This is a genomic window from Thalassobacter sp. 16PALIMAR09, from assembly GCF_000765485.1.
In the GTDB taxonomy this organism is placed as follows: domain Bacteria; phylum Pseudomonadota; class Alphaproteobacteria; order Rhodobacterales; family Rhodobacteraceae; genus Thalassobacter; species Thalassobacter stenotrophicus.
The window spans coordinates 126,311-150,477 of the sequence record NZ_JHAK01000001.1 but is presented as its reverse complement, the minus strand read 5'-3'; the positions used below and the strand labels follow the sequence as shown (position 1 = coordinate 150,477).

General features: G+C 59.5%; 29 protein-coding genes. 11 read left to right on the top strand and 18 right to left on the bottom strand.

Going from position 1 to position 24,167, the window contains the following annotated elements; all coding sequences use genetic code 11:
• Positions 1–57: 57 nt before the first annotated feature.
• The 11 genes from PM04_RS00795 to PM04_RS00745 form a co-directional block, all read right to left on the bottom strand.
• The gene (locus PM04_RS00795) at positions 58–597 is read right to left on the bottom strand and encodes a holin family protein (RefSeq protein ID WP_038002705.1); all 540 of its coding nucleotides are present in this window, start codon (positions 595–597) and stop codon (positions 58–60) included.
• Between the two features lie 39 nt (positions 598–636).
• Positions 637–1,245 carry a holin-associated N-acetylmuramidase gene (locus PM04_RS00790; RefSeq protein WP_038002702.1) on the bottom strand — a complete coding sequence of 203 codons (609 nt, stop codon included), beginning with the start codon at positions 1,243–1,245 and terminating at the stop codon, positions 637–639.
• A gap of 100 nt (positions 1,246–1,345) precedes the next feature.
• Positions 1,346–1,801 carry a cytochrome c maturation protein CcmE gene (ccmE, locus tag PM04_RS00785; protein ID WP_038002700.1) on the bottom strand — a complete coding sequence of 152 codons (456 nt, stop codon included), beginning with the start codon at positions 1,799–1,801 and terminating at the stop codon, positions 1,346–1,348.
• A 3-nt stretch (positions 1,802–1,804) separates the two neighbouring features.
• Entirely contained in the window at positions 1,805–2,617 is an 813-nt protein-coding gene (locus PM04_RS00780) for a glutamate racemase (protein WP_038002698.1), read from the bottom strand.
• Positions 2,614–3,522: a lysophospholipid acyltransferase family protein gene (locus PM04_RS00775; RefSeq protein ID WP_038002696.1), complete on the bottom strand. Its 909-nt coding sequence runs from the start codon at positions 3,520–3,522 to the stop codon at positions 2,614–2,616. Before PM04_RS00775 ends, PM04_RS00780 begins: the two co-directional genes overlap by 4 nt.
• Positions 3,523–3,663: 141 nt before the next feature.
• Positions 3,664–4,740 carry an ABC transporter ATP-binding protein gene (locus tag PM04_RS00770; RefSeq protein WP_038002694.1) on the bottom strand — a complete coding sequence of 359 codons (1,077 nt, stop codon included), beginning with the start codon at positions 4,738–4,740 and terminating at the stop codon, positions 3,664–3,666.
• Complete coding sequence (locus PM04_RS00765) at positions 4,737–5,534, bottom strand: ABC transporter permease (RefSeq protein ID WP_038003794.1); 798 nt, start codon at positions 5,532–5,534, stop codon at positions 4,737–4,739. Before PM04_RS00765 ends, PM04_RS00770 begins: the two co-directional genes overlap by 4 nt.
• Before the next feature lie 46 nt (positions 5,535–5,580).
• A complete protein-coding gene (locus PM04_RS00760; protein WP_081945980.1) occupies positions 5,581–6,375 on the bottom strand; it encodes an ABC transporter permease in 795 nt (264 codons plus the stop codon).
• A gap of 185 nt (positions 6,376–6,560) precedes the next feature.
• Entirely contained in the window at positions 6,561–7,061 is a 501-nt protein-coding gene (gene rpsI, locus PM04_RS00755) for a 30S ribosomal protein S9 (protein WP_038002691.1), read from the bottom strand.
• Positions 7,062–7,066: 5 nt separating this feature from the next.
• Positions 7,067–7,525: a 50S ribosomal protein L13 gene (gene rplM, locus PM04_RS00750; RefSeq protein ID WP_038002689.1), complete on the bottom strand. Its 459-nt coding sequence runs from the start codon at positions 7,523–7,525 to the stop codon at positions 7,067–7,069.
• 137 nt (positions 7,526–7,662) lie between these two features.
• Positions 7,663–8,097, bottom strand: coding sequence for a PaaI family thioesterase (locus tag PM04_RS00745; protein WP_038002687.1), 435 nt, complete (start codon positions 8,095–8,097; stop codon positions 7,663–7,665).
• Between the two features lie 56 nt (positions 8,098–8,153).
• Here PM04_RS00745 and PM04_RS00740 point away from each other — a divergent pair, with 56 nt between their 5' ends.
• From PM04_RS00740 to PM04_RS00705, 8 genes are all read left to right on the top strand, one after another.
• Positions 8,154–8,936: an enoyl-CoA hydratase gene (locus tag PM04_RS00740; protein ID WP_038002684.1), complete on the top strand. Its 783-nt coding sequence runs from the start codon at positions 8,154–8,156 to the stop codon at positions 8,934–8,936.
• A gap of 167 nt (positions 8,937–9,103) precedes the next feature.
• Positions 9,104–9,883, top strand: coding sequence for a 5'/3'-nucleotidase SurE (gene surE, locus PM04_RS00735; protein WP_038002682.1), 780 nt, complete (start codon positions 9,104–9,106; stop codon positions 9,881–9,883).
• 3 nt (positions 9,884–9,886) lie between these two features.
• Positions 9,887–10,525 (top strand): protein-L-isoaspartate(D-aspartate) O-methyltransferase, encoded by a 639-nt coding sequence (locus PM04_RS00730; protein WP_038002680.1) that lies wholly within the window; start codon positions 9,887–9,889, stop codon positions 10,523–10,525.
• Between the two features lie 90 nt (positions 10,526–10,615).
• The gene (locus PM04_RS00725) at positions 10,616–11,806 is read left to right on the top strand and encodes a peptidoglycan DD-metalloendopeptidase family protein (RefSeq protein WP_052077273.1); all 1,191 of its coding nucleotides are present in this window, start codon (positions 10,616–10,618) and stop codon (positions 11,804–11,806) included.
• 189 nt (positions 11,807–11,995) lie between these two features.
• Positions 11,996–12,232 carry a twin-arginine translocase TatA/TatE family subunit gene (locus PM04_RS00720; RefSeq protein ID WP_038002678.1) on the top strand — a complete coding sequence of 79 codons (237 nt, stop codon included), beginning with the start codon at positions 11,996–11,998 and terminating at the stop codon, positions 12,230–12,232.
• A gap of 9 nt (positions 12,233–12,241) precedes the next feature.
• Positions 12,242–12,745, top strand: coding sequence for a Sec-independent protein translocase protein TatB (gene tatB / locus PM04_RS00715; RefSeq protein WP_052068273.1), 504 nt, complete (start codon positions 12,242–12,244; stop codon positions 12,743–12,745).
• On the top strand, positions 12,742–13,662 hold the full coding sequence (locus tag PM04_RS00710; protein WP_038002676.1) for a twin-arginine translocase subunit TatC: 921 nt from the start codon (positions 12,742–12,744) through the stop codon (positions 13,660–13,662). The genes tatB and PM04_RS00710 overlap by 4 nt, the downstream gene beginning before the upstream one ends.
• Before the next feature lie 41 nt (positions 13,663–13,703).
• Complete coding sequence (locus PM04_RS00705) at positions 13,704–14,501, top strand: ATP-binding protein (protein ID WP_369793290.1); 798 nt, start codon at positions 13,704–13,706, stop codon at positions 14,499–14,501.
• Positions 14,502–14,648: 147 nt separating this feature from the next.
• Here the strand turns inward: PM04_RS00705 and PM04_RS00700 are convergent, their stop codons facing one another.
• The 6 genes from PM04_RS00700 to PM04_RS00675 form a co-directional block, all read right to left on the bottom strand.
• A complete protein-coding gene (locus PM04_RS00700; protein ID WP_369793287.1) occupies positions 14,649–15,971 on the bottom strand; it encodes a branched-chain amino acid ABC transporter permease in 1,323 nt (440 codons plus the stop codon).
• Positions 15,968–16,981 carry a branched-chain amino acid ABC transporter permease gene (locus PM04_RS00695; protein ID WP_038002673.1) on the bottom strand — a complete coding sequence of 338 codons (1,014 nt, stop codon included), beginning with the start codon at positions 16,979–16,981 and terminating at the stop codon, positions 15,968–15,970. Before PM04_RS00695 ends, PM04_RS00700 begins: the two co-directional genes overlap by 4 nt.
• Positions 16,982–17,005: 24 nt before the next feature.
• The gene (locus tag PM04_RS00690) at positions 17,006–17,353 is read right to left on the bottom strand and encodes a hypothetical protein (RefSeq protein WP_038002671.1); all 348 of its coding nucleotides are present in this window, start codon (positions 17,351–17,353) and stop codon (positions 17,006–17,008) included.
• Between the two features lies 1 nt (position 17,354).
• A complete protein-coding gene (locus tag PM04_RS00685; protein WP_038002668.1) occupies positions 17,355–18,068 on the bottom strand; it encodes an ABC transporter ATP-binding protein in 714 nt (237 codons plus the stop codon).
• A gap of 58 nt (positions 18,069–18,126) precedes the next feature.
• Positions 18,127–18,906 (bottom strand): ABC transporter ATP-binding protein, encoded by a 780-nt coding sequence (locus PM04_RS00680; RefSeq protein ID WP_038002665.1) that lies wholly within the window; start codon positions 18,904–18,906, stop codon positions 18,127–18,129.
• Between the two features lie 190 nt (positions 18,907–19,096).
• Positions 19,097–20,290 (bottom strand): ABC transporter substrate-binding protein, encoded by a 1,194-nt coding sequence (locus PM04_RS00675; protein ID WP_038002663.1) that lies wholly within the window; start codon positions 20,288–20,290, stop codon positions 19,097–19,099.
• Between the two features lie 189 nt (positions 20,291–20,479).
• On the opposite strand from PM04_RS00675, the gene PM04_RS00670 reads away from it, so the two are divergent.
• Positions 20,480–21,589 carry a PQQ-dependent sugar dehydrogenase gene (locus PM04_RS00670; protein WP_038002660.1) on the top strand — a complete coding sequence of 370 codons (1,110 nt, stop codon included), beginning with the start codon at positions 20,480–20,482 and terminating at the stop codon, positions 21,587–21,589.
• On the opposite strand, the gene PM04_RS00665 is transcribed toward PM04_RS00670, so the two are convergent.
• Positions 21,568–21,900, bottom strand: coding sequence for a hypothetical protein (locus tag PM04_RS00665; RefSeq protein ID WP_161785908.1), 333 nt, complete (start codon positions 21,898–21,900; stop codon positions 21,568–21,570). The two genes, PM04_RS00670 and PM04_RS00665, sit on opposite strands and share 22 nt — an antisense overlap.
• A gap of 353 nt (positions 21,901–22,253) precedes the next feature.
• Between PM04_RS00665 and pyrC the strand changes: the two genes are divergently transcribed.
• The gene (gene pyrC / locus PM04_RS00655) at positions 22,254–23,294 is read left to right on the top strand and encodes a dihydroorotase (protein ID WP_038002655.1); all 1,041 of its coding nucleotides are present in this window, start codon (positions 22,254–22,256) and stop codon (positions 23,292–23,294) included.
• A 39-nt stretch (positions 23,295–23,333) separates the two neighbouring features.
• A complete protein-coding gene (locus PM04_RS00650) occupies positions 23,334–24,017 on the top strand; it encodes an orotate phosphoribosyltransferase (RefSeq protein ID WP_038002653.1) in 684 nt (227 codons plus the stop codon).
• Positions 24,018–24,167 lie beyond the last annotated feature (150 nt).

Sequence of the window (24,167 nt, the reverse complement as noted above, 5' to 3'; positions counted from 1 at the left end):
GCTGTGAAAAGGGCCGCGGCAACAGCCCTAATGCCCCTTTAACAGCGATCTCGGGATTTACTCCTGACCTGCCTGCCACGCGCTCAACGCGGGGTTCGCCTCAACCTCTGGATCAACCTTCTTAGCTTCTGTTTTTGATGACTTTTTGGAATTCCGCCAAGCCGAAATAACGGTTTCGTGAGCAGCCACTCCCGCACGCAAAGGATTGCGGAAATAGTGCATTTCACGGGCTCCAAAATAGAAGGAAACTATCGCCCCCAAAAGCCACCACAATGGATCGGGGATATACGCCAAACCCGCCATCCGCTGCGCGAAGGCAATCGGGTCCATCATCGCATAGACAAACAACCCCAAAGTGCCCAACGCCAACAAAGGCCGCGGCAATCGGTTGAGCCCGTTTACAAAGCGATCAAACCAATCGTCCCGGATCGTTTTCATCTCGGTTTCAAGCTGGGATAACGCCGATTGCTGCGCCTCGTGGTTTAACTCCATCTTACGCGTGGCATTCGGTGTAAACACCTCTGCAACCCCCTGCGCGGTCGACCCCAATGCCGTTACCGCCTCTGAGCCTCCAAAAATTTTGCCAATTAAGCTCATACCCAGCCCTCCTTTGTTCCCAAAATACTCATAAAATGCTCACCACCCCGCGACACGCTTGGCATGCTCTTGCGGGCTTAGATGATACCGGACTGAGATGAATTCCTCCGCCCGCCGGATCCAACCGCCCTTACCGCCATCGCGCCTGCGCGCAAACTTGCGGCTGGCGGGGCGACGATCCGCAATCCGGTAATAATAATTGCGCCGTGCGATCCCGTAGGCGTCGCCCAAATGATCCCCACCTTCGCGCACTGCCATATGGCTGACGCGGATCGTTTGCGGCCCGATCACACCATCAAGCGACAGGTCATACCCCATATCCCTCAGCAATCGCTGCAAAATCCGCACGGCATTGCTGCCCGCATTAACGTACATGTCAAAGACTGTGGCGTGTAAGACGCGCGGTAAATCGGCGATACGGGGCCGATCAAAGTAGTGTTGAATGAAAATCTCAATCGCCTGTTCTTGGCTCAGGCGCCGCACATCCGCGGGATCGATCTCACCGTCCCCGTTCAGGTCCAACCCGAGCCGTCGCATGGTGTGAATCGTCACACCATGGTTCGTGGCGCCACCCGGATCATCGGGATCGTTCACATAACCGCCTTCGCGGCGAATGATATCTTCTGCAAGTGCGCGCACCGACTGCATGGTGCTGACCCTCCATACTCGGTTGCGAATGGAGGGACGAAACGGTTGAGCGGGTTAACAGTTGGTTAACCGCACGCCGACTAAAATCAGAGGCAACAGCTTAGGAGTTGCTTTCAGAACCGGGCTCAACGTAAACGCCCTGCTCTTTGAGCGCATCTACAACCTCGGCTGGCATATACTGTTCATCATGACGCGCAAGGATTTCAGTGGCTTGGAACACGCCGTTCACGTAGGTACCTGTACCAACCATACCTTCACCCTCGCCGAATAGGTCCGGCAAAACACCAGTGTAAGCTACTTTGACCGACGCATTCGTATCGGTCACGGAGAACGTAATCGTTTTTCCCTGCCCGCGCACCAGAGTGCCTTCCTCAACCAAACCGCCGATTCGGAACACTTCGTTGGGCGGTGGCGGCGCTTCTGTCACCTCCGAGGGGGAGCGGAAGAAGTTGATCCCATCGCGCATCGCGTAGCCGATCAACGCGGTCGCCCCGATCAAAGCCACAGTCAAAATTGCAACCACCTGAATCCGACGTTGTTTTTTCAGCCCACGCATCGTCTACGCCTTCTCAAAAATCATCTGTTCACGCAGAAACTGCGTGGCCCGTTGCGATACCCGGTCGGGGTCCCCGGTCGTCAGCATCACGCCCGCCCGTCCCTGGCCCACCATCTCCGGCTTACGCTCAAGATAATCGGCCAAGCTTTCGGCGACAATGTCCGCTTGACTGAAAACCTTAACGTCCGCGCCCAAGGCATCCTGAAAGATATGTTCCATCAACGGGTAATGCGTGCACCCCAAAATCGCGGCTTGGGGGTTGGGCATTTTGCGTTTCAGCGCGTCAACATGGCTGCGCACAAGAGCCTCGGCCAAGATCATATCACCATCTTCAATCGCATCCACGACACCGCCGCAGGCCTGCGCCTCAACATCGACGCCCACGGCCCGAAACGCCAGCTCGCGCTGAAACGCGCGGCTCGCAACGGTGGCGGGCGTGGCAAACAACGCGACCTGTTTGACGTTGACCTCCCGCGGGGGGGAATTGTCGCCCCAACCACGCTCTGTCATGGCTTCGATGAGTGGAACAAACACCCCCAAGACGCGCTTGCCTTCTGGCACGCCAGCCTCTTGCATCCGCCGCAATGCCGCAGCGGATGCGGTGTTGCAGGCCAAAATCACCAGATTGCAGCCATCATCCCAAAGCCGCTCAACCGCAGCCTTCGTAAGTTGATGCACATCATCCGCATCGCGCACGCCGTAGGGTGCGTGGGCGCTGTCGCCAAAATAGGTTAATGGCACATCGGGCAAGCGGTTGCGCACAGCGCTCCATACCGTTAGCCCGCCTAGCCCGCTGTCAAAAATCCCAATGCTCATCCGTGCCCGTTCTTTTGCCCTGATTTGGGCTTATGTACTTCTGTGAATTCGAACCCGTAGTGCGATGTATCAATCGGACGGGATGACAATTTGTAAGTCTCAGCGCGCAAAAAGTCCATCATTCCGCGCGGATCGCGCAGGTACGGATTTAGGGCATCCCGGGTGAGCGGCTGCCCCACCGCCAAGCGCACCGGCGCATCAACGCGCGATTTAAACTCTTTGATCAACAACGCCATGCGAAGCGTTGTGTGTAGATGGGACGCCAATTGAAACAGCCGAGAGTTGGCCCCATCGAAATAGATGGGCACCACATGGGCGTCAGATTTCGCAATCATCTTGGCGGTGAAGCTGCGCCAGCTGGGGTCTAATGGACGACCAAACGGCTTGTTGGCGGTGCTGACCGTACCCCCCGGAAACACGCCGATCGCGCCACCGTCTGAGAGGTACTTGAGAGCCGTGCGGCGCGTTTCGAGGTTCAGCGCGACACCGGCTTTCGTCTCATCGAACGAGACCGGCAAGATGACTTCGTTCAGCTCTTCGGCCTTGCGAAACACACGGTTGGCCAGGATACGGAAATCACCGCGCACAACGCTCAGAATGTGCCCCATCATCAGGCCATCCAAAATACCGTAGGGGTGGTTGGCCACCACGACCAGCGGCCCTTCGCGCGGGATATTATCAAGGGACCCTGCCAGCAGTTCGAGGGTCAGGCCGTAGCGCTCGACCATCACCTCCCAAAAGTCGCGCCCTGCGCCGACTTCTCGCTCATACCCATCGGCCCGTTTGATAAGCCGCAGACGCCCGGTCGCGTTCTCCAACGAGCGAATGAACGCCTGTCCCGGACGGGTCTGCGCCGAAAAAGAATAGGAAATGTCACGCGCGACGTGTTTGGACGATGACTGCACGGTGTTATCTCCTCTCCGGGCGGTGGCTCATTTATACATGCCCGAAAGAATACGCTAGGTTCGTTAACAATCCTGTGACACCAAACCACCCTCGGGTTTTTTCTGGTGGCCATCAGGCAGCCAAATCAAATGTCAGACATTTCAATCCACGGCACCAAACGCCATCAATGCTGCCGGATCCCAAACCACGCGCGCCGCATCGCCCCGCGCTAAAACCGGCCGCCCCGGTAAGTTCCGCATTGAGACCGTTACCGGCCGCGGCGCCCCCGCTAGGCGAACCTCATACATGGTCATATCGCCGTAGTAGGCAAGGTCCTCAACCGTGCCTTGGGCAACGCGGCTCGCGGGCTCAGCCGCCATATCATCGAACAAAATGGTCATGCTTTCGGGACGCAAGCCAACGCGCACATCCCCCTCGGCGCCGATGATCTGGTCTGGCGACAGCGTCACGTGGCCAAGCCCCGCCACTTCAAGAGTATCTGCGCGCCGGTTACCCGGCAAAAACGTCATAACGCCAATAAATTCCGCGACTTGTCTATTTGCGGGCCGGGTATACAGCTGCTGCGGTGGGTCCAACTGCGCGATTTTTCCATCAAACATCACAGCGATGCGGTCGGACATGATCAGGGCTTCTTCTTGATCATGCGTGACAAGGATAAACGTGATGCCTACCTGACGCTGCAATCGGCGCAGCTCGGACTGCATCTGCTCACGCATCTTTTTGTCCAGCGCGCTCAGAGGCTCATCTAGCAGCAAAACCTTGGGCTTTAGGATCAAGGCACGCGCCAAGGCCACACGCTGACGCTGCCCCCCGGACAATGCATGAGCCGCCCGCGCACCAAACCCGCTTAGTCCAACCATCTCAAGGGCTTCACCAACGGCTGCCGCTTTCTCAGCGCCCGAAAGAGATGATTTCCGCAGCCCGAAACCGACGTTTTCCGCGACGCTCATATGGGGAAAAATCGCGTAGGACTGGAACACCATGTTGGTGGGGCGCTGGTTCGCCGGGACCCCAATCATTGATGCACCGCCAATGCGCACCTGCCCCGATGATACGTCCTCAAACCCCGCAATCGTCCGCAACAACGTGGTTTTCCCGCACCCTGACGGCCCCAGAAGTGAGAAAAACTCACCCTGTCCCACTTCAAGGTTAATGTCGCGTAGCGCGTGGTAGTCACCGTAGTGCTTGTGCACATTTTCGATGGAAATCAGGCTCATAGAAAGCCCCCTTTGTCTTTGACGCCCGCCCGGCGCAGGCCTCGGCGGCGACTAATTTCGGCCAGTGTCAGCAGCAACACCGACAGCACGACGAGGATCGTTCCGAGCGCCATCACCACCGGGATCAGCCGCGGAAACCGCAGCATCGACCAGATATACACCGGCAAAGTCGGCTCAGATCCACTCAGAAAAAACGCAATAATGAACTCATCCAATGAGATCGTGAAAGAGATCAGAAGTGCCGCAATGATACCCGGCATGATCAACGGCAACGTGATGAGGCGAAAGGTTGAAAACCGGCTTTCACCTAAATCAACCGCGGCTTCCTCTAGGCTTGGATCAAGGTTTTGGAAACTTGCGTTAAGGATTGCGGTCGCAAAAGGCGTGCAGATTAACACATGTGCCGCAATGATCGTGCCCATCGACAAATCCCACCCCATGATCTGCACCACCACAACCAAGAGCGAGACAGCCACAATAATCTCGGGCAACACGAGCGGCACCATGATCAACCCCAGCGCCGCGGCCTTACCAGGAAAGCGGTAGCGTACACCGGCGCGCGCCGCCGCAACGCCCAATGCCGTGGAAATCACCGCCGTCACGGCCGCAATGATCAGTGAATTGACCACCGCTTCGTGCAACGCCTTTGTCACCGCCAATTCCGCAAACCAGTGCAGCGTGAACCCATCCAAAGGGAACGCGATCACCGTCCCGGAATTGAACGCAAAGACCGGAAGAAGCAGGATCGGCGCGTATAAAAACAGCAAAAAAGCAATGACATAGGCCCGAAGCATCACAGGGCCCTCCGCCACGTCGTGCGCATTATTTGCTCCAGCCCAATCATCGTCCGCCCCCACGCATCCACTTGCGTGTTGCGGCCAACAATATCAACGCCATCACCGTGACCGTCGTCATCGCGATCACAGCCAAGGCAGCCCCCATCGGCGCGTTATTCAACCGCAAAAACTGTGTCTGGATCATGTTCGCGATCATCAATCCGTTTGGCCCACCGACTAGGCGCGGCGTTACGTAGTCACCCACCGTCGGGATGAACACGATCAACGTCGCCGCAACCACGCCGGGCATCGCGAGCGGCAGCGTCACACGCACAAACGTCATAACCGCGTTTTCGCCCAAATCACGCGCGGCCTCGAGCAGGGAACGGTCTATTTTTTCAAGAGCCACGAAGATCGGCAGGATCGCGAACGGCGCAAAGGCATGTGCCAATGTGATGACCACAGCGTTTGCGTTATAGAGAATAAAAGTCAATGGCTCATCAATGAAACCAATGCCTTGCAAGGAGGTATTGAGAACCCCGTTGAACCCAAGGATCACTTTCCACAGGAAAATACGCAGCAGATAGCTGGTCCAGAATGGGATGGTGATCAAAAACAACCATAGCGATTTCCGCTCAGGCGCGACGTGGAAACTGACGAAATATGCGACGGGAAAAGCCAACACCACCGTCACCAAAGTCACGGCCCCCGCAATCCTGATGGAACGGCTCAATAGCTCGGCATACAGCGGCTCACTGAAGGCTTCCCGATAGTTTTTGAGCGTCATCGTGGTGTCGAGCGTCAGAAAATCTTGGCTCCAGAAACTGAAGACAAAGATCGCGGTCAAAGGCGCCGCCATAAGCAAGATCGTGTAAAGGAGCGGCACTGACACCAGTACCCAACCCCGTTTTGCCTCTTGGTTCACCCGCGCCCCCGATTAGACTTGGTCGATCAAATCCTATTCCCGCATCCTGCGCAACGATCATATCGACGAAAAAAGGCCACGCGCTGAGCGTGGCCTTTTTAATTCGTATTTCCAAAAGCTTAACGCTTGGAGAACTGGAAGCTCCGGCGCGCCTTGCGCTTACCGTATTTCTTCCGCTCCACCACACGGCTATCGCGTGTGAGGAAACCAGCCGCTTTGAGCGCGCCCCGCAGGGAGGGTTCGTACAGCTGAAGAGCCTTGGAAATGCCGTGCTTAACCGCACCAGCTTGACCGGACAGACCGCCGCCTTTGACAGTCGCCATAACGTCGAACTGGTCTTCGCGATCCGTGATCTGGAACGGCTGGCGCAGAATCATCTGCAGCACAGGGCGTGCGAAGTACGTGTTCAGTTCACGACCGTTAACAGTGACTTTACCGGAACCTGGTTTAATCCAGACGCGGGCAACCGCATCTTTACGTTTACCAGTAGCGTAGGAGCGACCCAGCTCGTCACGGACGGGCTCACGGGGGGCCGAAGTGTCCAGCAGCGTTGTCTCGTCGCCCGAGGGGACGCCGGTGGCCGCAGCCAGATCTTCGAGAGTGTTGATTTGATCAGCCATCGGTATCAGCTCCGGGTGTTTTTCTTGTTCATGGCGGCCACGTCCAGAACGTCTGGTGCCTGGGCCTCATGGGGGTGCTCACCGCCTGCATATACACGCAGGTTGGTCATCAGCTGGCGCGACAGTTTGTTGCCGGGCAACATCCGCTTGACAGCTTGGGTCACAACCCGCTCGGGGTGCTTGCCGTCCAGGATCTCTTGCGTCGTGCGCGATTTGATCCCACCGGGGTGGCCCGTGTGCCAGTAGTGTGGCTTTTCACGTTTCTTACCGGTGATCTGGATTTTATCGGCGTTAACAACGATAACGTTGTCGCCCATATCCATGTGCGGTGTGAACGCAGCTTTGTGTTTACCACGCAGGCGCATGGCGATGATGGAGGCCAGGCGGCCCAGCACGATACCCTCGGCGTCGATCAAGATCCACTTCTTGTCGATATCACCTGGGGTCATGGAATAGGTTTTCATATCTCTAACCCTACAAACGTTAAGGCGCACCAAACTGGCACGCCTGAAGATGCGCTGGGTATATACCCTTTTCACCCATCGTCAAGCGCCACCTCCAGCCCCAAACGCAGCAAAAACAATGATTTGCATGTGGGGTTTCATTTTACCCCATCTTTTTTCGGTGGAATTGCATAGGTCAGCGATGCCCGCGCAACGATCGGCCCAGCTTCACCCGATCGTAGCAACACGTCGCCCACGGCCAGCGTCCGTCCCAGCTTTAGCACCCGCGCCTCTGCCACAATCGGCACGCTTGCCGCGGGTTTGCGCATAAAATCGATGCTGCAATTGGTTGTAACGGCCAATGCCACCGGCCCAATCTGTGCAAGCACCGCAAGATACATCGCGACATCCGCCAGCCCAAACATAGAAGGACCCGAAACAGTCCCCCCAGGGCGCAAGTGCCGCGCCCCCGTGTTCAATTGCACCGTGATACTATCCGCCTCTACATCCAGGATCGTAAATTCGCCCGAAACCTCAGGGAACTCACGCTCCAAAAAGTCCGTCAGCGCGGCCACATCCATCACCAATGCCATTGCACCCTCCCTTTTGCCTGCTACTCTTGGCGCGACCAATAGCGAAGGGCAAGCAAATGTCAGACATTCTTCAGCGCGAAGACACCAGCGCAATCACAACTCTCACGTTGAACGATCCAGCTACTCTCAACTCGCTCTCAGATGAGATGCTCGCAGCCCTCAGCGCACAATTGTCAGACATCGCGCAAAGCCCGCAAAAAGCGGTTATCCTACGCGGCGCTGGCAAAGCATTCTGCGCAGGCCATAACTTGCGCCAGATGCAGGCCATGCGCCAAGCCCCCGATGGCGGGGCCGCCGCGTTTGCGGACCTGTTTGATCGCTGCACCGCCGTCATGGCACAAATGCGCGACCTTCCCCAACCCGTGATTGCCCAAGTCCACGGCATTGCCGCGGCAGCTGGGTGCCAAATGGTCGCCAACTGCGACATGGCCATCGCCGATACACACACGCGTTTCGCAGTGAATGGCGTCAACATCGGCCTGTTCTGCTCCACCCCCATGGTGGCTCTGTCGCGCAACATGCCGCGCAAACGCGCGTTTGAAATGCTCACAACCGGTGATGCTATCTCGGCCCAAGATGCCACCGAGCTGGGCCTCATCAACCGCGCCGTCGCTCCCGACACCCTCGCCCAAGAAACAATCGCCCTCGCCGAAAAAGTCGCCAGCAAACTCTCTAGCGCAGTCCGCATCGGCAAATCCGCCTTCTACACCCAAGTTGAGCGCCCCATTGCAGACGCCTACGCCCTCACCCGCGACGCCATGGTCCAAAATCTCGCCCAACCGGATACCGACGAAGGCATGCAGGCCTTCATCGAAAAACGCGCCCCAAATTGGGACTAACCCACACCTCCTTTGTTCCCCAAATACTCAAACGCGAGGGGCGCCAGCCCCGAGCCACCGCGCTGTGCACCGCACAGCGCACTCCACGGCGCCCATCACCCCCCACTTCATCTCTGGCTTTCCGCCCCCTGCTCGCCTAAGCACTACGGCAACAAAGAGGACCCTCCATGCGCATTCTCATCACCAATGACGACGGCATCAACGCCCCCGGCCTACACACGCTTGAGAAAATCGCAGCCACACTCGCAGGCCCGGACGGAGAGGTCTGGACCGTCGCGCCCGCGTTTGAGCAATCGGGCGTCGGTCACTGCATTTCCTACACGCACCCCACGATGATCTCGCACTTCGGCCCGCGCCGCTTTGCGATCGAGGGGTCCCCCGCCGATTGCGTTCTGGCGGGTATTCACCACGTTTTGCCCCAAAAGCCAGACCTCATTCTGTCCGGCGTTAATCGGGGCAATAACTCGGCGGAAAACGCGCTCTATTCTGGCACCCTTGGCGCCGCGATGGAGGGCGCCCTTCAGGGCGTGCGTTCATTGGCGCTTTCACAATACTTTGGCCCAAAGAACGCAGAGATCGCCGACCCATTTGAAGCCTCAGCGATCCACCTCGCACCCCTCATCACGCGGCTCCTCGATACGGCACCGTGGGGCGGCGACGACTACCAAATTTTCTACAATATCAATGTCCCGCCCGTCCCCGCCGATGGCGTCAAGGGGGCTGCGGCCACAGCCCAAGGCTACCGCGGCCACGGCCGGTTCCAGGTTGAGCCGCACAAAGCCCCCTCGGGCCGTCAGTTCATCTGGGTCAAGGGCGGCGCACAGCACGATCCAACCGCCCCCGGCACCGATGCCGCCGCAAACCTTGATGGCTATATCTCGGTCACCCCAATGCGCGCGGACCTAACTGATGGGGACGCACTCACAGCCCTGAAAAACACGCTCTGATCGATGCCAACCGCCGAACAAGCCATGCAATTCGTGTTTCAACTCCGCTCTCGCGGGGTGATGGACAAACGCGTGCTTGCGGCAATGGAGAAAATCGACCGTGCGGCCTTCTTGACCGGCCATTTCGCCGAGCGTGCCTACGAAGACGTGCCCCTGCCCATCGCAAGCGGCCAGACCATCAGCCAGCCCTCCGTCGTGGGCCTGATGACCCAAGCGCTTGAGGTTTCGGCCCGCGACAAAGTCCTAGAGGTCGGCACAGGCTCAGGCTATCAGGCCGCGATCCTGTCGCAACTGGGCCGCCGGATTTACACGATTGACCGCCACCGCTCTCTCACCCGGGCGGCAAGCGCGCTGCTGACCAAGCTGGATCTGCACAATATAACAGTTATCTCGGGCGATGGCTCCTTTGGGCTCCCCGAACAGGCACCCTTTGATCGCATTCTTGTGACCGCCGCCGCCGAGGACCCGCCCGGTCCGCTCTTGGCGCAATTGCGCATGGGTGGCATTATGATTGTGCCGGTGGGTCAGTCCGACGCGGTTCAAACCCTGATCAAAGTGCGCCGCACCGAAGCCGGGTTTGATTACCAAGAGCTTCAGCCGGTGCGATTTGTCCCGCTTGTCGAAGGGCTCGCGGAAACGTAGACTACAGATATCAAAGGGCGCACAGCGCGTCCTGCCAGAGGCGCGCCAAGCGTCCGACCCTTGAGGCCATATATTCAAAGGATCGAGTTCGTGATCGTCATTGCCCCTTCATTCGCCCGTGCAGCACGCCTGCGCTTTCCCCTTTTGGTTGCCTCGGTGGCGGCCCTTTCGGCTTGCGAGCCGCTGAACCTCAGCGCGATTGACTTCGATCTGCGCGGAAATGCGCCGGGCGCCCTCGACACCTCAAATGCCGCGCGTGAGGCCGCGACCTCTTCGCGCCCGCAGCCCGACCGTAATGGGCTGATCACATATCCTACGTATCAGGTCGCCGTTGCCCGGCGCGGCGATACCCTTAGCGATTTGGCCGACCGGGTGGGCGCAAACCCCGCCGAAGTCGCGCGTTTCAATGGCCGCAGCATTACGGATGAACTGCGCCCGAATGAGCTGATCGCGATGCCACGCCGTGTGGCTCCCCCGTCCGCGGCGGTTGACGGCGAACGCCCCGACATCGGTGCCATCGCGGGGGCCGCGATCGAGCGCTCGACCCTGCCCGGCCCCGGTGAGGCCCGCCGCATTGACGTTCAAACCGGGCGGGAACCGATCCGCCACCGCGCCGCACGGGGCGAAACCGCGTTTTCCATCGCGCGCCTCTATGGCGTGTCGGTCAAATCCTTGGCGGAATGGAACGGCCTCAGCAGCGATCTTGAGGTCCGCGAAGGCCAATACCTGATCATTCCCCTTATCGTCGAAGAACCCGGCGCCGCCATTGCCGCCGCCCCCGGCCAAGGCTCGGTTACGCCCCTGCCGCCATCGGCAAGTTCGGGCCTGCCCGCGCCAGTGGCTGAGGCAACCTTACCGCAAAGCCCCGCTCTTAATGACAGCCGCGTGGCCAGCGTCGAGGCCCCCGCCGAGGCTGCACCCTCCCCAGCCAGCCCGCCCCCCGGCCGCTTTGCGCAACCCGTTCGGCGGCAACTCAGCAGCTACTCCAGCTCCAAGCAGGGGATTGATATCGCCGCGGACCCCGGCACAGATGTTGCCGCCGCAGCCGATGGTGAGGTGATCCTGATCACCCGCGACACCGATCAAAACCCGGTCATCGTCGTGTCACACCCCGGGGACCTAAAATCGGTCTACGCCAATATTTCGGGCCTCACGGTCCAAAAAGGCGACCGTGTGCGTGCGGGCCAACGCATCGCTACCGTCGGACAATCCCCATCGGGGCTGCGGTTCTCAATCCTCAAAGGGTTTGAGCCGATCGACCCAACCCCCTTGATGCAATAGGCCTTTCGCCTTTCGCATAGGACGCCCGCTCCGCATAAATATGACGAAATCGCTTTTGATACAGCAACAAAAGCGTATTCGTCCTTTTAACTCCCGCTGAGCCGCAATACATTATGGGCGACTGATCAACACAGCCGGTGTCCCACATGTATCATGCAAGGGCCCGCGACCTATCCAAGGGAGACCCCCATGCTCAATAATATCGGCCTGCCCGGCATTCTTCTCATTGCGATCGTCGTGCTTGTCCTGTTCGGACGCGGCAAGATTTCGTCCCTGATGGGCGAAGTCGGCAAAGGCATCACGTCCTTCAAAAAAGGCATCAAAGAAGGCACCGAAGAGCTGGAAGCCGCCAAAGACGACGAAGCGACGCCCGCTGACGTGGCCCGCGACGTGACCCCCGCCGAGACCGAAAAAGACAAAGTCTAAGCGACGCGCATGTTCGATCTTGGCTGGACAGAGCTTCTTGTCATCGGCGTTGTCGCGCTGATCGTAGTGGGCCCCAAGGACCTGCCCGTGTTGTTTCGCAACGTGGGTCGGTTCATGGGCAAAATGCGCGGAATGGCGCGTGAATTTTCCTCTGCGATGAGCGATGCCGCCGATGAAACCGGTGTCAAAGGCATGGCCAGCGACCTGCGCAAAATGTCCAACCCGTTGGACACCGTGGCCCAAGCCGCCAAATCCGCGACCAACTTTGACGTTGATCCCGAAACCGGTGGCAGCACGCAGGGTCCTGAGACATCCAAGCTGAGCGCGGAACGTCAGGCTGCCAAGCAAAAGATCGAAGCGAAATCCGCACGGATGGCCGCAGAACGCAAAGCGCGTGAAGCCGCCGATGCCGCGCAAAAGGCGTCCGAGCTGGAAGCCGCCCTTGAGGCCCCATCCGAGCCCACGCCCGCCGACGCCCCCGCCGCGTCCGCAGATGAGACACCCAAGACATGAGCGCCACTGACGACCCCAAAGACGATGAAATGCAGGGCAGCGCCGCCCCGCTGATCGAACACCTGACCGAACTGCGGACCTGCCTGATCCGCGCCGTCATGGCCTTTGTCGTCGGCATCGTGCTTGCGTTCATGGTGGCTGAGCCGATCCTGCAATTCCTGATGGGCCCGATTGAGGCGACGCTGCGCGCGCTTGGTGACCCCTCGCCCACTCTGCAATACACCTCGCCGCAGGAATACCTGTTCACGCTCTTCCGCATCTCGATGGTGTTCGGTTTCATGCTGGCATTTCCGTTCATCGGCTACCAGCTGTGGCGGTTCGTGGCACCCGGTCTCTACAAGGCCGAGAAGAACGCCTTTGCGCCGTTCATGTTTGCCTCGCCGCTGATGTTCCTGTTGGGCGCAAGCTTTGCGCATTTCGTCGTCACGCCCCTCGCCATGCAGTTCTTTTTGGGCTTCGCAGATGTGTCCTCGATCTTTGCCAACCTGATGGGCCAGTTCGTCGGCACAGCCGACAGCACATTGCCCGCAGATGGCGGCCTCGCGGTCCCCACCACGGACACCGGCGTGCGGATCACCTTCTTTGGTAAGGTAAACGAAAGCCTCGATATCACGCTGAAATTCATCATGGCGTTTGGCCTGTGCTTCCAGCTGCCGGTCCTGTTGACGCTGATGGGCAAAGCCGGCCTCGTATCGGCCGAGGGCCTTGCCCACGTGCGCAAATACGCTGTAGTCGGCATCTTGGTTCTGGCTGCACTCGTGACCCCTCCGGACGTGATTACCCAAGGCATCTTGTTCGTAGTGGTTTACGGTCTCTATGAGATTTCGATCCAATTGGTCCGCAGCGTTGAGAAAAGCCGCAAAGCCAAGCTGCGCGCCGAAGGCCTGCTAGACGAAGACGAGGACGACGACCTGTGAACCAAGACACGTTGGAGCGGATTGCCGCCGCGCTAGAGCGTATGGCGCCCAGCCCCGCGCCCACACCTGACCTCAGCACCGCAGAGGCATTCTTGTGGCACACCGCGCCCGACAGGCTTGTACCGGTTCCAAACATCAGCCGCGTCGATCTGGACCTTCTGGTCGGGATCGACCGGGCCCGCGACACACTGCTCGAAAACACACGACGTTTTGCCAATGGCCTCTCTGCCAACAACGCGCTTTTATGGGGCGCTCGCGGGATGGGCAAAAGCAGCTTGGTCAAAGCCGTCCACGGCGCGCTGACATCCCAGGGTCTGCCCCTCAAACTGGTGGAACTCCAGCGTGAGGATTTGCCATCCGTGGGCCGCCTGCTCGACGCGCTGCGTGCGAGCCCGCGCTTACGTTTTGTGCTGTACTGCGATGACCTCAGCTTCAGCCACGATGACGAACACTACAAATCACTCAAAGCGGTCCTTGACGGCGGCATCGAAGGCCGCCCCGACAACGTCCTGTTCTACGCCACATCCAACCGCCGTCACCTCATGCCGCGCGACATGATCGAAAACGAACGCTCGTCGTCGATCAACCCCTCCGAGGCGGTTGAGGAAAAGGTCTCGCTGTCTGATCGCTTTGGCCTCTGGCTTGGCTTCCACACCTGCGACCAAGACAGCTACCTCAGCATGATCGAAGGCTACTGCGCGGCATATGACGTCAACGTGCCCGCTGATGACCTCAAGGCCCAAGCCATCGAATGGCAGGCCACACGCGGCTCCCGCTCGGGTCGGGTTGCATGGCAGTTCTTCACAGACCTCGCTGGCCGCGAAGGCATCAAGATCTAGCGATCCCCCAAAACGATCCTATCGCCAAACAAAAAGGCAGGGCACCACGCCCCGCCTCCTTTGTTCTATAAATACTCATAAAATATCGCGAGGGGCACGGCCCCTCGCCAACCGCGTCGCGCCCGACCAGGGCGCGACACCATTACTTCACCGCTCCGGGATCAAACCGCGTGGGCTAAACCGCAGAACGACCAACAAGATAACCCCCATCGTCAACAACCGCATATGGGCTGCAGATTCCAGCAAATGCGCCTTCAGCCAGCTTCCATCCGCCATGCCAGAGGTGATCATTTCCATTGTCCAAATCCCAATTGGCTCAACCTGAATGTACAGCCAATAGATCAGGAAACCGCCCAGAACCGAGCCCCAGTTATTGCCAGAACCACCCACAATCACCATCACCCAGATCAGGAACGTAAAGCGCAGCGGCTGATAGGTACCCGGCGTCAACTGACCGTCCAGCGTCACCAACATGGCCCCCGCCATTCCGCACACCGCAGAGCCGAGGATGAATATCTGCAAGTGCCGCTTCGTGACGTCTTTTCCCATCGCAGAGGCCGCAACCTCATTATCCCGGATCGCACGCATCATACGGCCCCAAGGCGAATTCAGCGCCATCTGCGTCAACCAGATCAACGCCACGAGCACCGCGAGGAACAAAGCCATATATCCCAGCTTGACCGAGATCGTAGACGCCGTGACCGGGTCAAAGCCCCATGCCGTCACGCGCTCCACAAAGCTTGGGTCGTTTTGCAGGTCAATGGCTGCGGGCATCGGTGATGGCACGCCCGTGGCGTTCTTTACACCCCGGCTCAACCAATCCTCATTCTTGAGGATCGCGATGATGATCTCAGATATCCCAAGTGTCGCAATCGCAAGGTAATCGGACCGAAGGCGCAGCGCGCTTTTGCCGATGATCCATGCCGCACCCGCCGCGAACAAACCACCCACGGGCCAGCTGAGGACGACGGGCAAATGCAGCCCGCCCAGATACCCGGTGGAGGCCGGGTTCACCGCCTCAACCCGCGCGACGGCTGGGTCAAACACCGCACGAAAGACGAAGAAGCCTACCAGCAGGATACCCGCGACAGCAAAGCCCCGCGCCCGGCTCGGGGGCATCTTGCCCCACGCCACCACAGCCGCCGCCACGGTCGCAGCACCCAACAGCAACGCGATGACAATCTGCAAACCACCAGCGGATACGGCCTCCTCGGTGGGAGGCACCGACACCAGTACGGCCGCCAAGCCGCCAAGCGCCACAAAGCCCATCACGCCCACATTCAACAGACCCGCATAGCCCCACTGCATGTTCACGCCCAAAGCCATGATCGCCGAGATCAGCGCAAGGTTGACCATGCCCAAAACCGTGTTCCAGGACTGCACATATGCCGTGCCGATATACAGCACCGCCACAAAGGCAAACAAAAGCAGGTCGCGCCGCGTCATGCCGCGAAACAGGGAGCCGATCATAGTGATTTCCCCTTAAATAGGCCGGTGGGTCGGAACAGCAGGACGATCAACAGGATCGAGAAACTGACCGCGAATTTATAGTCGGTAGAGAGCAGCTGCACGAGCCCGTCGGGCTCTAGGCTTTCGGGCATCCAATAGCCCAAGACGCGCTTCATCGGATAGGTAATCAACACCTCGGAATACGCGATGACAAAGCCCCCTGCGATAGCACCCAGCGGGTTGCCAAGACCGCCCACGATGGCGGCCGCAAAGATCGGCAAGAGCAGCTGAAAATACACGAAGGGCTTGAACGACTTGTCCAAGCCATAAAGCACGCCCGCCGTCGTGGCCAAGGCCGCAACGATCAACCATGTGTATAGCACAACCCGCTCTGGGTTGATGCCCGACAACAGCGCGAGGTCTTCGTTGTCGGAATAGGCGCGCATGGATTTGCCCGTTCGCGTGCGGTTCAGGAACCAGAACAACGCCGCCACAACCAGCACTGCAACCACAACCGTGATGGCTTGGGTCGTCCGGATCGCGAGCCCCTCTGCCAAGCCGGTCATCGCCTTGAACTCACGTACCGAGATCAAGAAGCGCTCTCCGTCGGTGAAGCGTTGGTCATCGGTGCCGATGATGAACCGCACAAGGCCGTTCAACACGAACATCACCCCCAGCGATGCGATCAAATAGATCACGGGAGCCGCGCGTTGTTTGCGGTAGAAACGATAAACCGCCCGGTCCGTACCCACCACCAACAAGGAGGTCGCCGCGATCCCGATGGGCAGGGCCAGCAGAGCAGTAGGCAGCGGGCCAAAACTGATCCCAAGCGCCTGAAAGCCCCACGTGACAAGCACGGTGATCGCCGTGCCAAAGGCCATCGTGTCCCCATGCGCAAAGTTAGAGAACCGCAAAATGCCGTAAATCAGCGTCACGCCAAGCGCCCCAAGCGCAAGCTGCGCGCCGTAAGCCGTGGCGGGAATGAGGACGAAGTTCGCCAGAACAATCAGTCCGTTAAGTGCATCAACCATTCGAGGATATCCTTCCTGAGGGGGCTAGAGCCCGCCCTCACATTGACCGATGTAGGTGACCGCGACAGGCCCATCGAGGTGCACGGACAGCCGCGCGCCCTCAGACCCAGTGGTGAGGAAATAGTCCGCCCCCGCCCCAGTCGCGAGGCCCGAAAACGTGCCGATGTCGTCAGACGACCACACCACATCAAGATCACCAAATTCTGTCACAAATTGCAGCGTTCCGGTGTCGGACGTGGTGACTTCAAACCCAAAGCCGCTGTCCATGCAGCCGTCTTGCTCAAAGCACTCAGCCTCAAACGTGCAGATCATCGCCTGCGCGCCGCCCGCCATCAGGGCCATCAAGGCCGCCAGTCCCAGTTGTCTTAGCATGTCAGCCTCCCAAAAAGGATTTGCGCACTTCAGGGTCCGCGAGCAGCGCTTTGCCCGTGTCCGTGTAGGCGTTACGCCCCTGCACCAGAACATAGCCTTTGTCTGCAATTTCAAGCGCTTGGCGTGCGTTCTGCTCTACCATGAGGATCGAGATGCCCGTGCGCGCGACCTCAATAATGCGGTCAAACAGCTCATCCATGACGATGGGGCTGACGCCCGCTGTCGGCTCATCCAGCATCAGAACCGTCGGTTGGGTCATCAAGGCGCGCCCAACGGCGACCTGCTGACGTTGCCCGCCAGACAATTCACCCGCCGCTTGGTTGCGTTTCTCGTGCAGTATCGGGAACAGCTCATAGACCTGCGCCATTGTCTGCGCGATGTCGTCGTGGCGCAAGAACGCGCCCATTTCGAGGTTTTCCTCAACCGTCATCGAGGTGAAAATATTGTTGGTCTGTGGTACGAACCCCATCCCCTTGGCCACACGAGCCTGAGGGGTCAGTTTGGTGATATCCTCACCGCCCAAACGCACCGCGCCTTGGCGTACGTCCAGCATGCCAAACACGGCCTTCATCGCAGTGGATTTGCCCGCCCCATTGGGGCCAACGATCACCGCGATTTCGCCCTTGTCCACGGACACGGTGCAATCGTGCAGGATATCCGGGCCAGAGCCGTAGCCCCCGGACATGGTGTCGCCAATCAAAAACGGCTCGGTCATGGATGCCTCAAGTCTTGTGCAGTGTGTGTGCGGTGCGGGGCGGGCTTTGGGCGCGCGATCATCCCGCAGCGACCTTGTTCTTTAGCCCAGTGCCCAGATAGGCCTCGATCACCTGCTCATTGGCTTTGATCTCGGCCAAAGTGCCCTCCGCGAGGACTTTGCCCTCGGCCATGCAGATGACGGGATCACAGATTTTACCAATGAAATCCATGTCGTGTTCAATTACGACAAAGGTGTAGCCGCGTTCTTTGTTCAGCCGCAGGATCGCGTCGCCAATGGTGTTCAGCAGCGTGCGGTTCACACCCGCGCCGACTTCATCCAAGAACACGATCTTGGCGTCGACCATCATGGTGCGGCCCAGTTCCAGCAGCTTTTTCTGCCCGCCGGACAAATTTCCGGCCTTCTCATCGCGCAGGTGCGAAATCGTCAGAAACTCAAGCACCTCATCGGCTTTGGCCAGCAGCGCGCGTTCGTCTGCCTCAATCTGGCGACGGTTGAACCATGTCTCCCAGAGGGTTTCGCCGCGTTGTGCGCCGGGCACCATCATCAGGTTTTCGCGCACCGTCATGGACGAAAATTCATGCGCAATCTGGAATGTCCGCAGCAGTCCCTTGTGGAACAATTCGTGGGGCGGCAGGCCGGTGATATCCTCACCCGCCATCGTGACCTTGCCGGAAGTTGGTTTAAGAACGCCCGCAATCACATTGAAAAGCGTGGTTTTTCCGGCACCGTTCGGCCCGATCAGGCCCGTGATAGACCCGGTCTCAATCCGGAGCGAAGCGCCATCAACAGCGCGGAACCCACCGAAATGGCGATGTAGGTTTTCTACGACGATCATACGTAACTCCCGCAGGCACGCTTATAGCAGTTTCAGTTCAGATCGCACCACAAATGCCCTGCTGCGCCTTTGGCGCTCCCGGGACATGCGCGATGCTTATTGCCTCATTGAGAACTGGAACCGCTCTAACTCTCAAAAAATACGGCCCTCGGCGGATGCCAAGGGCCGTACGTTGTTTCTAGCGATCAGCTTAGCGGTAGCCGACGACTACCAGCTCGCCGTTTTCAAAGGTGATCTGACGGTAGTTACCGCCTGCTTCACCGGGGCCGATCAGCTCAACCGCGGATGCGCCGCTGTAGTCTACGTCGCCGCCGTCCTTGAGGATTTGGATCGCTTTGGCCAGCTCACCGGGCAGAATGACTTCGCCGGGGGCGTTTGCCACATCCATCAGCGTGTCTTTGTAGTCCGCTGGATCCGCAGAACCCGCAGCCTGCATGGCGAGCATGATCAGGGCCGCTGCATCGTAGCTTTCGGCCGAGAATGGCGAAGTGCCGTCAAAGCCACCTGCTGTTGCCATCTCTTGGTACAGCTGCGCGCCGTTGCTGTCGGTGCCGGGGTTGGCGCCGAACGAGCCGTCGATTTCACCGGGGAAGTTCAGGCCCAGTTGCTCGGATACCATCCCATCGGGGAAGTAGAACGTGTCAAACGCGCCTGTATCCAGAGCTGCGCGCACGATGCCCGACCCGCCGGAGTCCACGTAGCCCGCAACAACCAGCACTTCGCCGCCCGCAGCCGCAAGCGCGCCCACTTCGGCCGAGTAGTCGGCTTTGTTGTCTTCGTGTGCTGCGTTGATCGTCACCGTGCCGCCAGCGGCTTCAAACGCGCTCTCGAACGCATCGGCCAGACCTTTGCCGTAGTCGTTGTTGGTGTAGGACACGGCCACATTCGTGATGCCGTTTTCCGCAAGGATTTCCGAGATGATCACGCCTTGGCGTGCATCGGAGGGGGCCGTGCGGAAGAACAAGCCGTTGTCTTCTGCTGTGGTCAGACCGGGGGATGTCGCCGAAGGGGACACCATGACGATGCCGTTGGGCACAGCCACGTTGGCCAAGATCGCGCCAGTCGCGCCCGAGCACATGGCCCCAACGATGCCAGCCACGCCATCGGACGTCACCAGACGTTCGGCCACGGAGGTCGCGGCAGACGCGTCGATGCAGGTCGAGTCGCCCTGAACCGCTTCGAACATTTTGCCGTCTAGAATGCCGCCAGCAGCGTTGACTTCGCCCATCGCAAGCTCGGCACCACCCGCCATCGCAGGTGCGAGGCTTTCGAGCGGACCTGTAAAGCCGAGCGAAACGCCCAGTTTGATTGCGCCGTGGCCGTCAGCCATTGCGCCGCCAGTCATCAGTGCAGCTGCCACGGAGGCAAGCAGTACTTTTTTCATTCTATTCACTCCCTGAATATAACCTATCAGCAATCGAGATTAGGGACCTCTTTGCAAAATGCCAAGAGGGATTCAGCCATATGACGTTGGGTCCATTTACAGTTTTCACAAGCCCGTGGGGCCCGCTGGACCGATGCATCTGCGCCTCTATTTACAAGGTCAGTAATCTGTCGCCGAAGGACCCCCCAAATGCGTGCCACCGCCCTTTTGATCGCCAGCCTTGCGGCCCTTGCCGCGTTCACCCCCGCTCAGGCCCGCGAAGTGACGCTCAGCACCGGGACATTCACCCTCACCGAGGTCGCATCAGACTTGGTTGAGCCGTGGGCCGTAGGCTTCCTTCCCCAAGGCGCCCTGTTGATCACAGAGCGGGACGGCCGGCTGCTACACATCGCAGCGGATGGCCGCCGGGTGGCTGTGGCGGGCGTGCCGCGTGTGGCCGCTGACGGGCAAGGCGGGTTGCTGGATGTCATGATCCCCGCAGATTTCGCCGAGACGAGAGAGGTGTTCTTAACCTTCGCCAAGCCGCAGGGTCGTGGCGCGGGCACCGCCCTTGCGCGCGGTGAGCTCAGCGCCGATGGCAGCCGACTGCGCGATGTACGTGTTGTGTTTGAAATGGCGCGGGGCACCTCGGGCGGGCGGCACTTTGGCTCTCGGGTGGTTGAGGGCGCGGATGGCTATCTCTACCTCACCATCGGGGATCGCGGCGCGCGCGACACCGCCCAAGACCTCAGCATTGAGACAGGCACCGTCCTGCGCATTGCCCGCGATGGGCACATCCCGTCTGACAACCCTTTTGCGGACACCCCCGGCGCACGCCCCGCGATTTGGTCCTATGGCCACCGCAACCCCCAAGGCGCCGCGATCAGCCCCGATGGCACACTCTATGTGGTCGAACACGGCGCGCGCGGCGGCGATGAGGTCAACCGCATCACCCCCGGCACCAACTATGGCTGGCCCGTGATCTCCTACGGGCGCCATTACTCTGGTTTTCGGATCGGCGAGGGCACGCAAAAAGAGGGCCTCGCCCAGCCCGAAATGTACTGGGATCCGTCGATCGCACCCTCCGGCGCGGTGATCCACTCGGGCACCGGGCACGCTCCATGGGCTGGTGATCTTTTTGTCGGATCGCTCAAATTCGACTACATTTCCCGCATCTCACTGGGCGAAAACACCCAAGAGATCGAACAGATCACCCTGCCCGAAACCAACCGCGTACGGGATGTCCGTGAAGGCCCCGCTGGCGGGCTGTGGTTCTTATCGGTGGGAAATGGCGCGCTTTACCGGCTGGCGCCCGAGTAGGTCTTGGTCGGAAGGATATCGTGCAAAACGTGATGCACCACAAAGGCCCGCTCCAAACCCATCACATGCAGAGCATCCGGTGACAACATCATCAGACGCTCAATCTCAGCGCCCCTTTTGGCCACTGTCGGATAGGGATTTCGGCGCAGATCATAGCCGCGCAGCACTCGGCACACCAGCCGTCCGGTGGCGGGCGAAAAATTTGAGTTAGAGACCTGTGCCACGGCACGAGGCCACCGCAGTCGCAGGTCGTGTCCTTGGATTTTCATCATCGCGCCTTTGGTCAAGTGACCGCAAAGTGTAAGCGGCAAAGTGTTAACATCTTACCATGTCTGCGTCGCGAAAGAACCGTGAACAGCCGATTTGGCTCAATTGCATCCTGCAAGCGAGTGAAAGGCCCAAGGCACCGCATCCGGGTGCCGGCGCAGCGATATCCTGAAGCCAACCAAACACGGGCTCACGCGCCAAATGCCATTGAAAACGCGTGATATTTCCGACCGAAAGGACCACTACACACCTGCGCACCTCTCCCAACCGCCGCTCATTTCCTACCCTGTGGTTGAGCCGCCGTTGAAACAAACTTCACAAAATCCCGCAAAGGCGGCACCCAGCCAGATGACACAGGGGCTGGCGGCGTCGCAAAAGGCGGTATAGAGCGGGGCCCATGACACGCACACTCACGATCCGCCGCCCCGACGATTGGCACTTGCACCTGCGCGATGGCGCGATGCTCCGGGCCGTTCTTCCCGAAACCAGCCGCGACTTTGCCCGCGCAATCATCATGCCCAACTTGGTGCCCCCCGTGGTCACCAGCGCCGATGCCGTCGCCTACCGTGACCGCATCATGGAAGCCCTGCCCCAAGGCGCAGATTTCAAGCCGCTGATGACGCTGTACCTGACCGAAGATACGGATCCGGCAGATGTGCGCGCCGCCGCGCAAAGCGGCCTGATCACGGCGATCAAGCTTTACCCCGCAGGGGCCACGACCAACTCCGCCTCGGGCGTGAGCAACTTTGACAAAGTGCGCCCCGTGCTCGAAACCATGGCCGAAATCGGCCTGCCCCTGTGTTTCCACGGCGAGGTCACGGACCCAACCGTCGATATCTTCGACCGTGAGGCCGTCTTCCTCGAAACCAAGCTTGACCCCATCCGCCGCGCGACCCCCGGCCTCAAGGTCACGCTGGAACACATCACCACCAAGGACGGCATCGACTACGTCGCAGGCGCCAGCGGCGAAATCGCAGGCACGATCACAACCCACCACTTGATGATCAACCGCAACCACCTGCTCGCAGGGGGCATCCGGCCCCATTACTACTGCCTGCCCGTCGTCAAACGCGCGACCCACCAGGAGGCGCTGCGCAAAGCCGCCACCTCCGGGAACCCGCGCTTTTTCCTCGGCACCGACAGCGCGCCACACCTTGATGGCGACAAAGAAAGCGCATGTGGCTGCGCGGGCTGCTTTACCGCAACCAACACAATGGCCTGCCTCGCCCATGTGTTTGAGGAAGAAAACGCCCTCGACAAACTCGAAGCGTTCACCTCCCTCAATGGCCCCGCCCACTACGGCCTGCCCGTCAATGATGCGACCCTTACCCTAACCAAGGGCGACACACCCACGCCCTACCCGTCCCATATCGACACCCCGGACGGCCGCGTCACGGTGTTCGATCCCGGCCACCCGCTGATGTGGCGCGTGACCTAACCCTCCTTTGTTCCCCAAATACTCCCGCCGGAGGCTTCTATGATCCCAACTTCCTTCCCCGACGCCCGCGAAATCGCGCGCCTGACTGCGCGCATGCTCCTCGAAATCGAGGCCGTCCACTTCAACGCACGTGAGCCGTTTATTCTGGCCTCTGGCCTGCCCTCGCCCACCTATATCGACTGCCGCAAGCTGATCTCTTATCCGCGCATCCGCTCGACGCTGATGGACTTCCTCACCGTAACGGTCATGCGCGACGCAGGGTTTGAAGCATTCGACAACATCGCAGGCGGCGAAACGGCGGGCATCCCCTTCTCGGCGTTTGTTGCTGAACGCATGGCCCTGCCCATGACCTACGTGCGCAAGAAACCCAAGGGCTACGGCCGCAACGCTCGCATTGAGGGGGCTATGTCCGAAGGCCAACGCGTCCTCCTTGTTGAGGACCTGACGACCGATGGCGGCTCCAAGCTGTCCTTTGTGGACGCGATCCGCGAAACCGGGGCGACCTGCGCGCATACGGCTGTCATTTTCTCCTATGGCATTTTCCCCGAAACGGAAAAAACCTTGGGCGATCACGGTGTCACGCTGCACGCGCTGTGCACCTGGTGGGATGTCCTGGCCGAAGCCAAGGCCCAAGGTTCCTTCGATTCGGATACCCTGTCCGAGGTTGAAGCATTCCTCACCGCGCCCCGCGCGTGGCAGGATGCCAATAAGCCCGCCGGCTAACCGGCCCGGAACACGGCGATTTTCGCCCAAACAAATCGATCTTATCACGAGTGCCGCCCCCTTAGGGCGGCATTCACCATGTTAAGAATTATTACGCCGAAATGCGCAATATCTTGACCCAACACCCCGCGATTTGTCATGATATTGTGC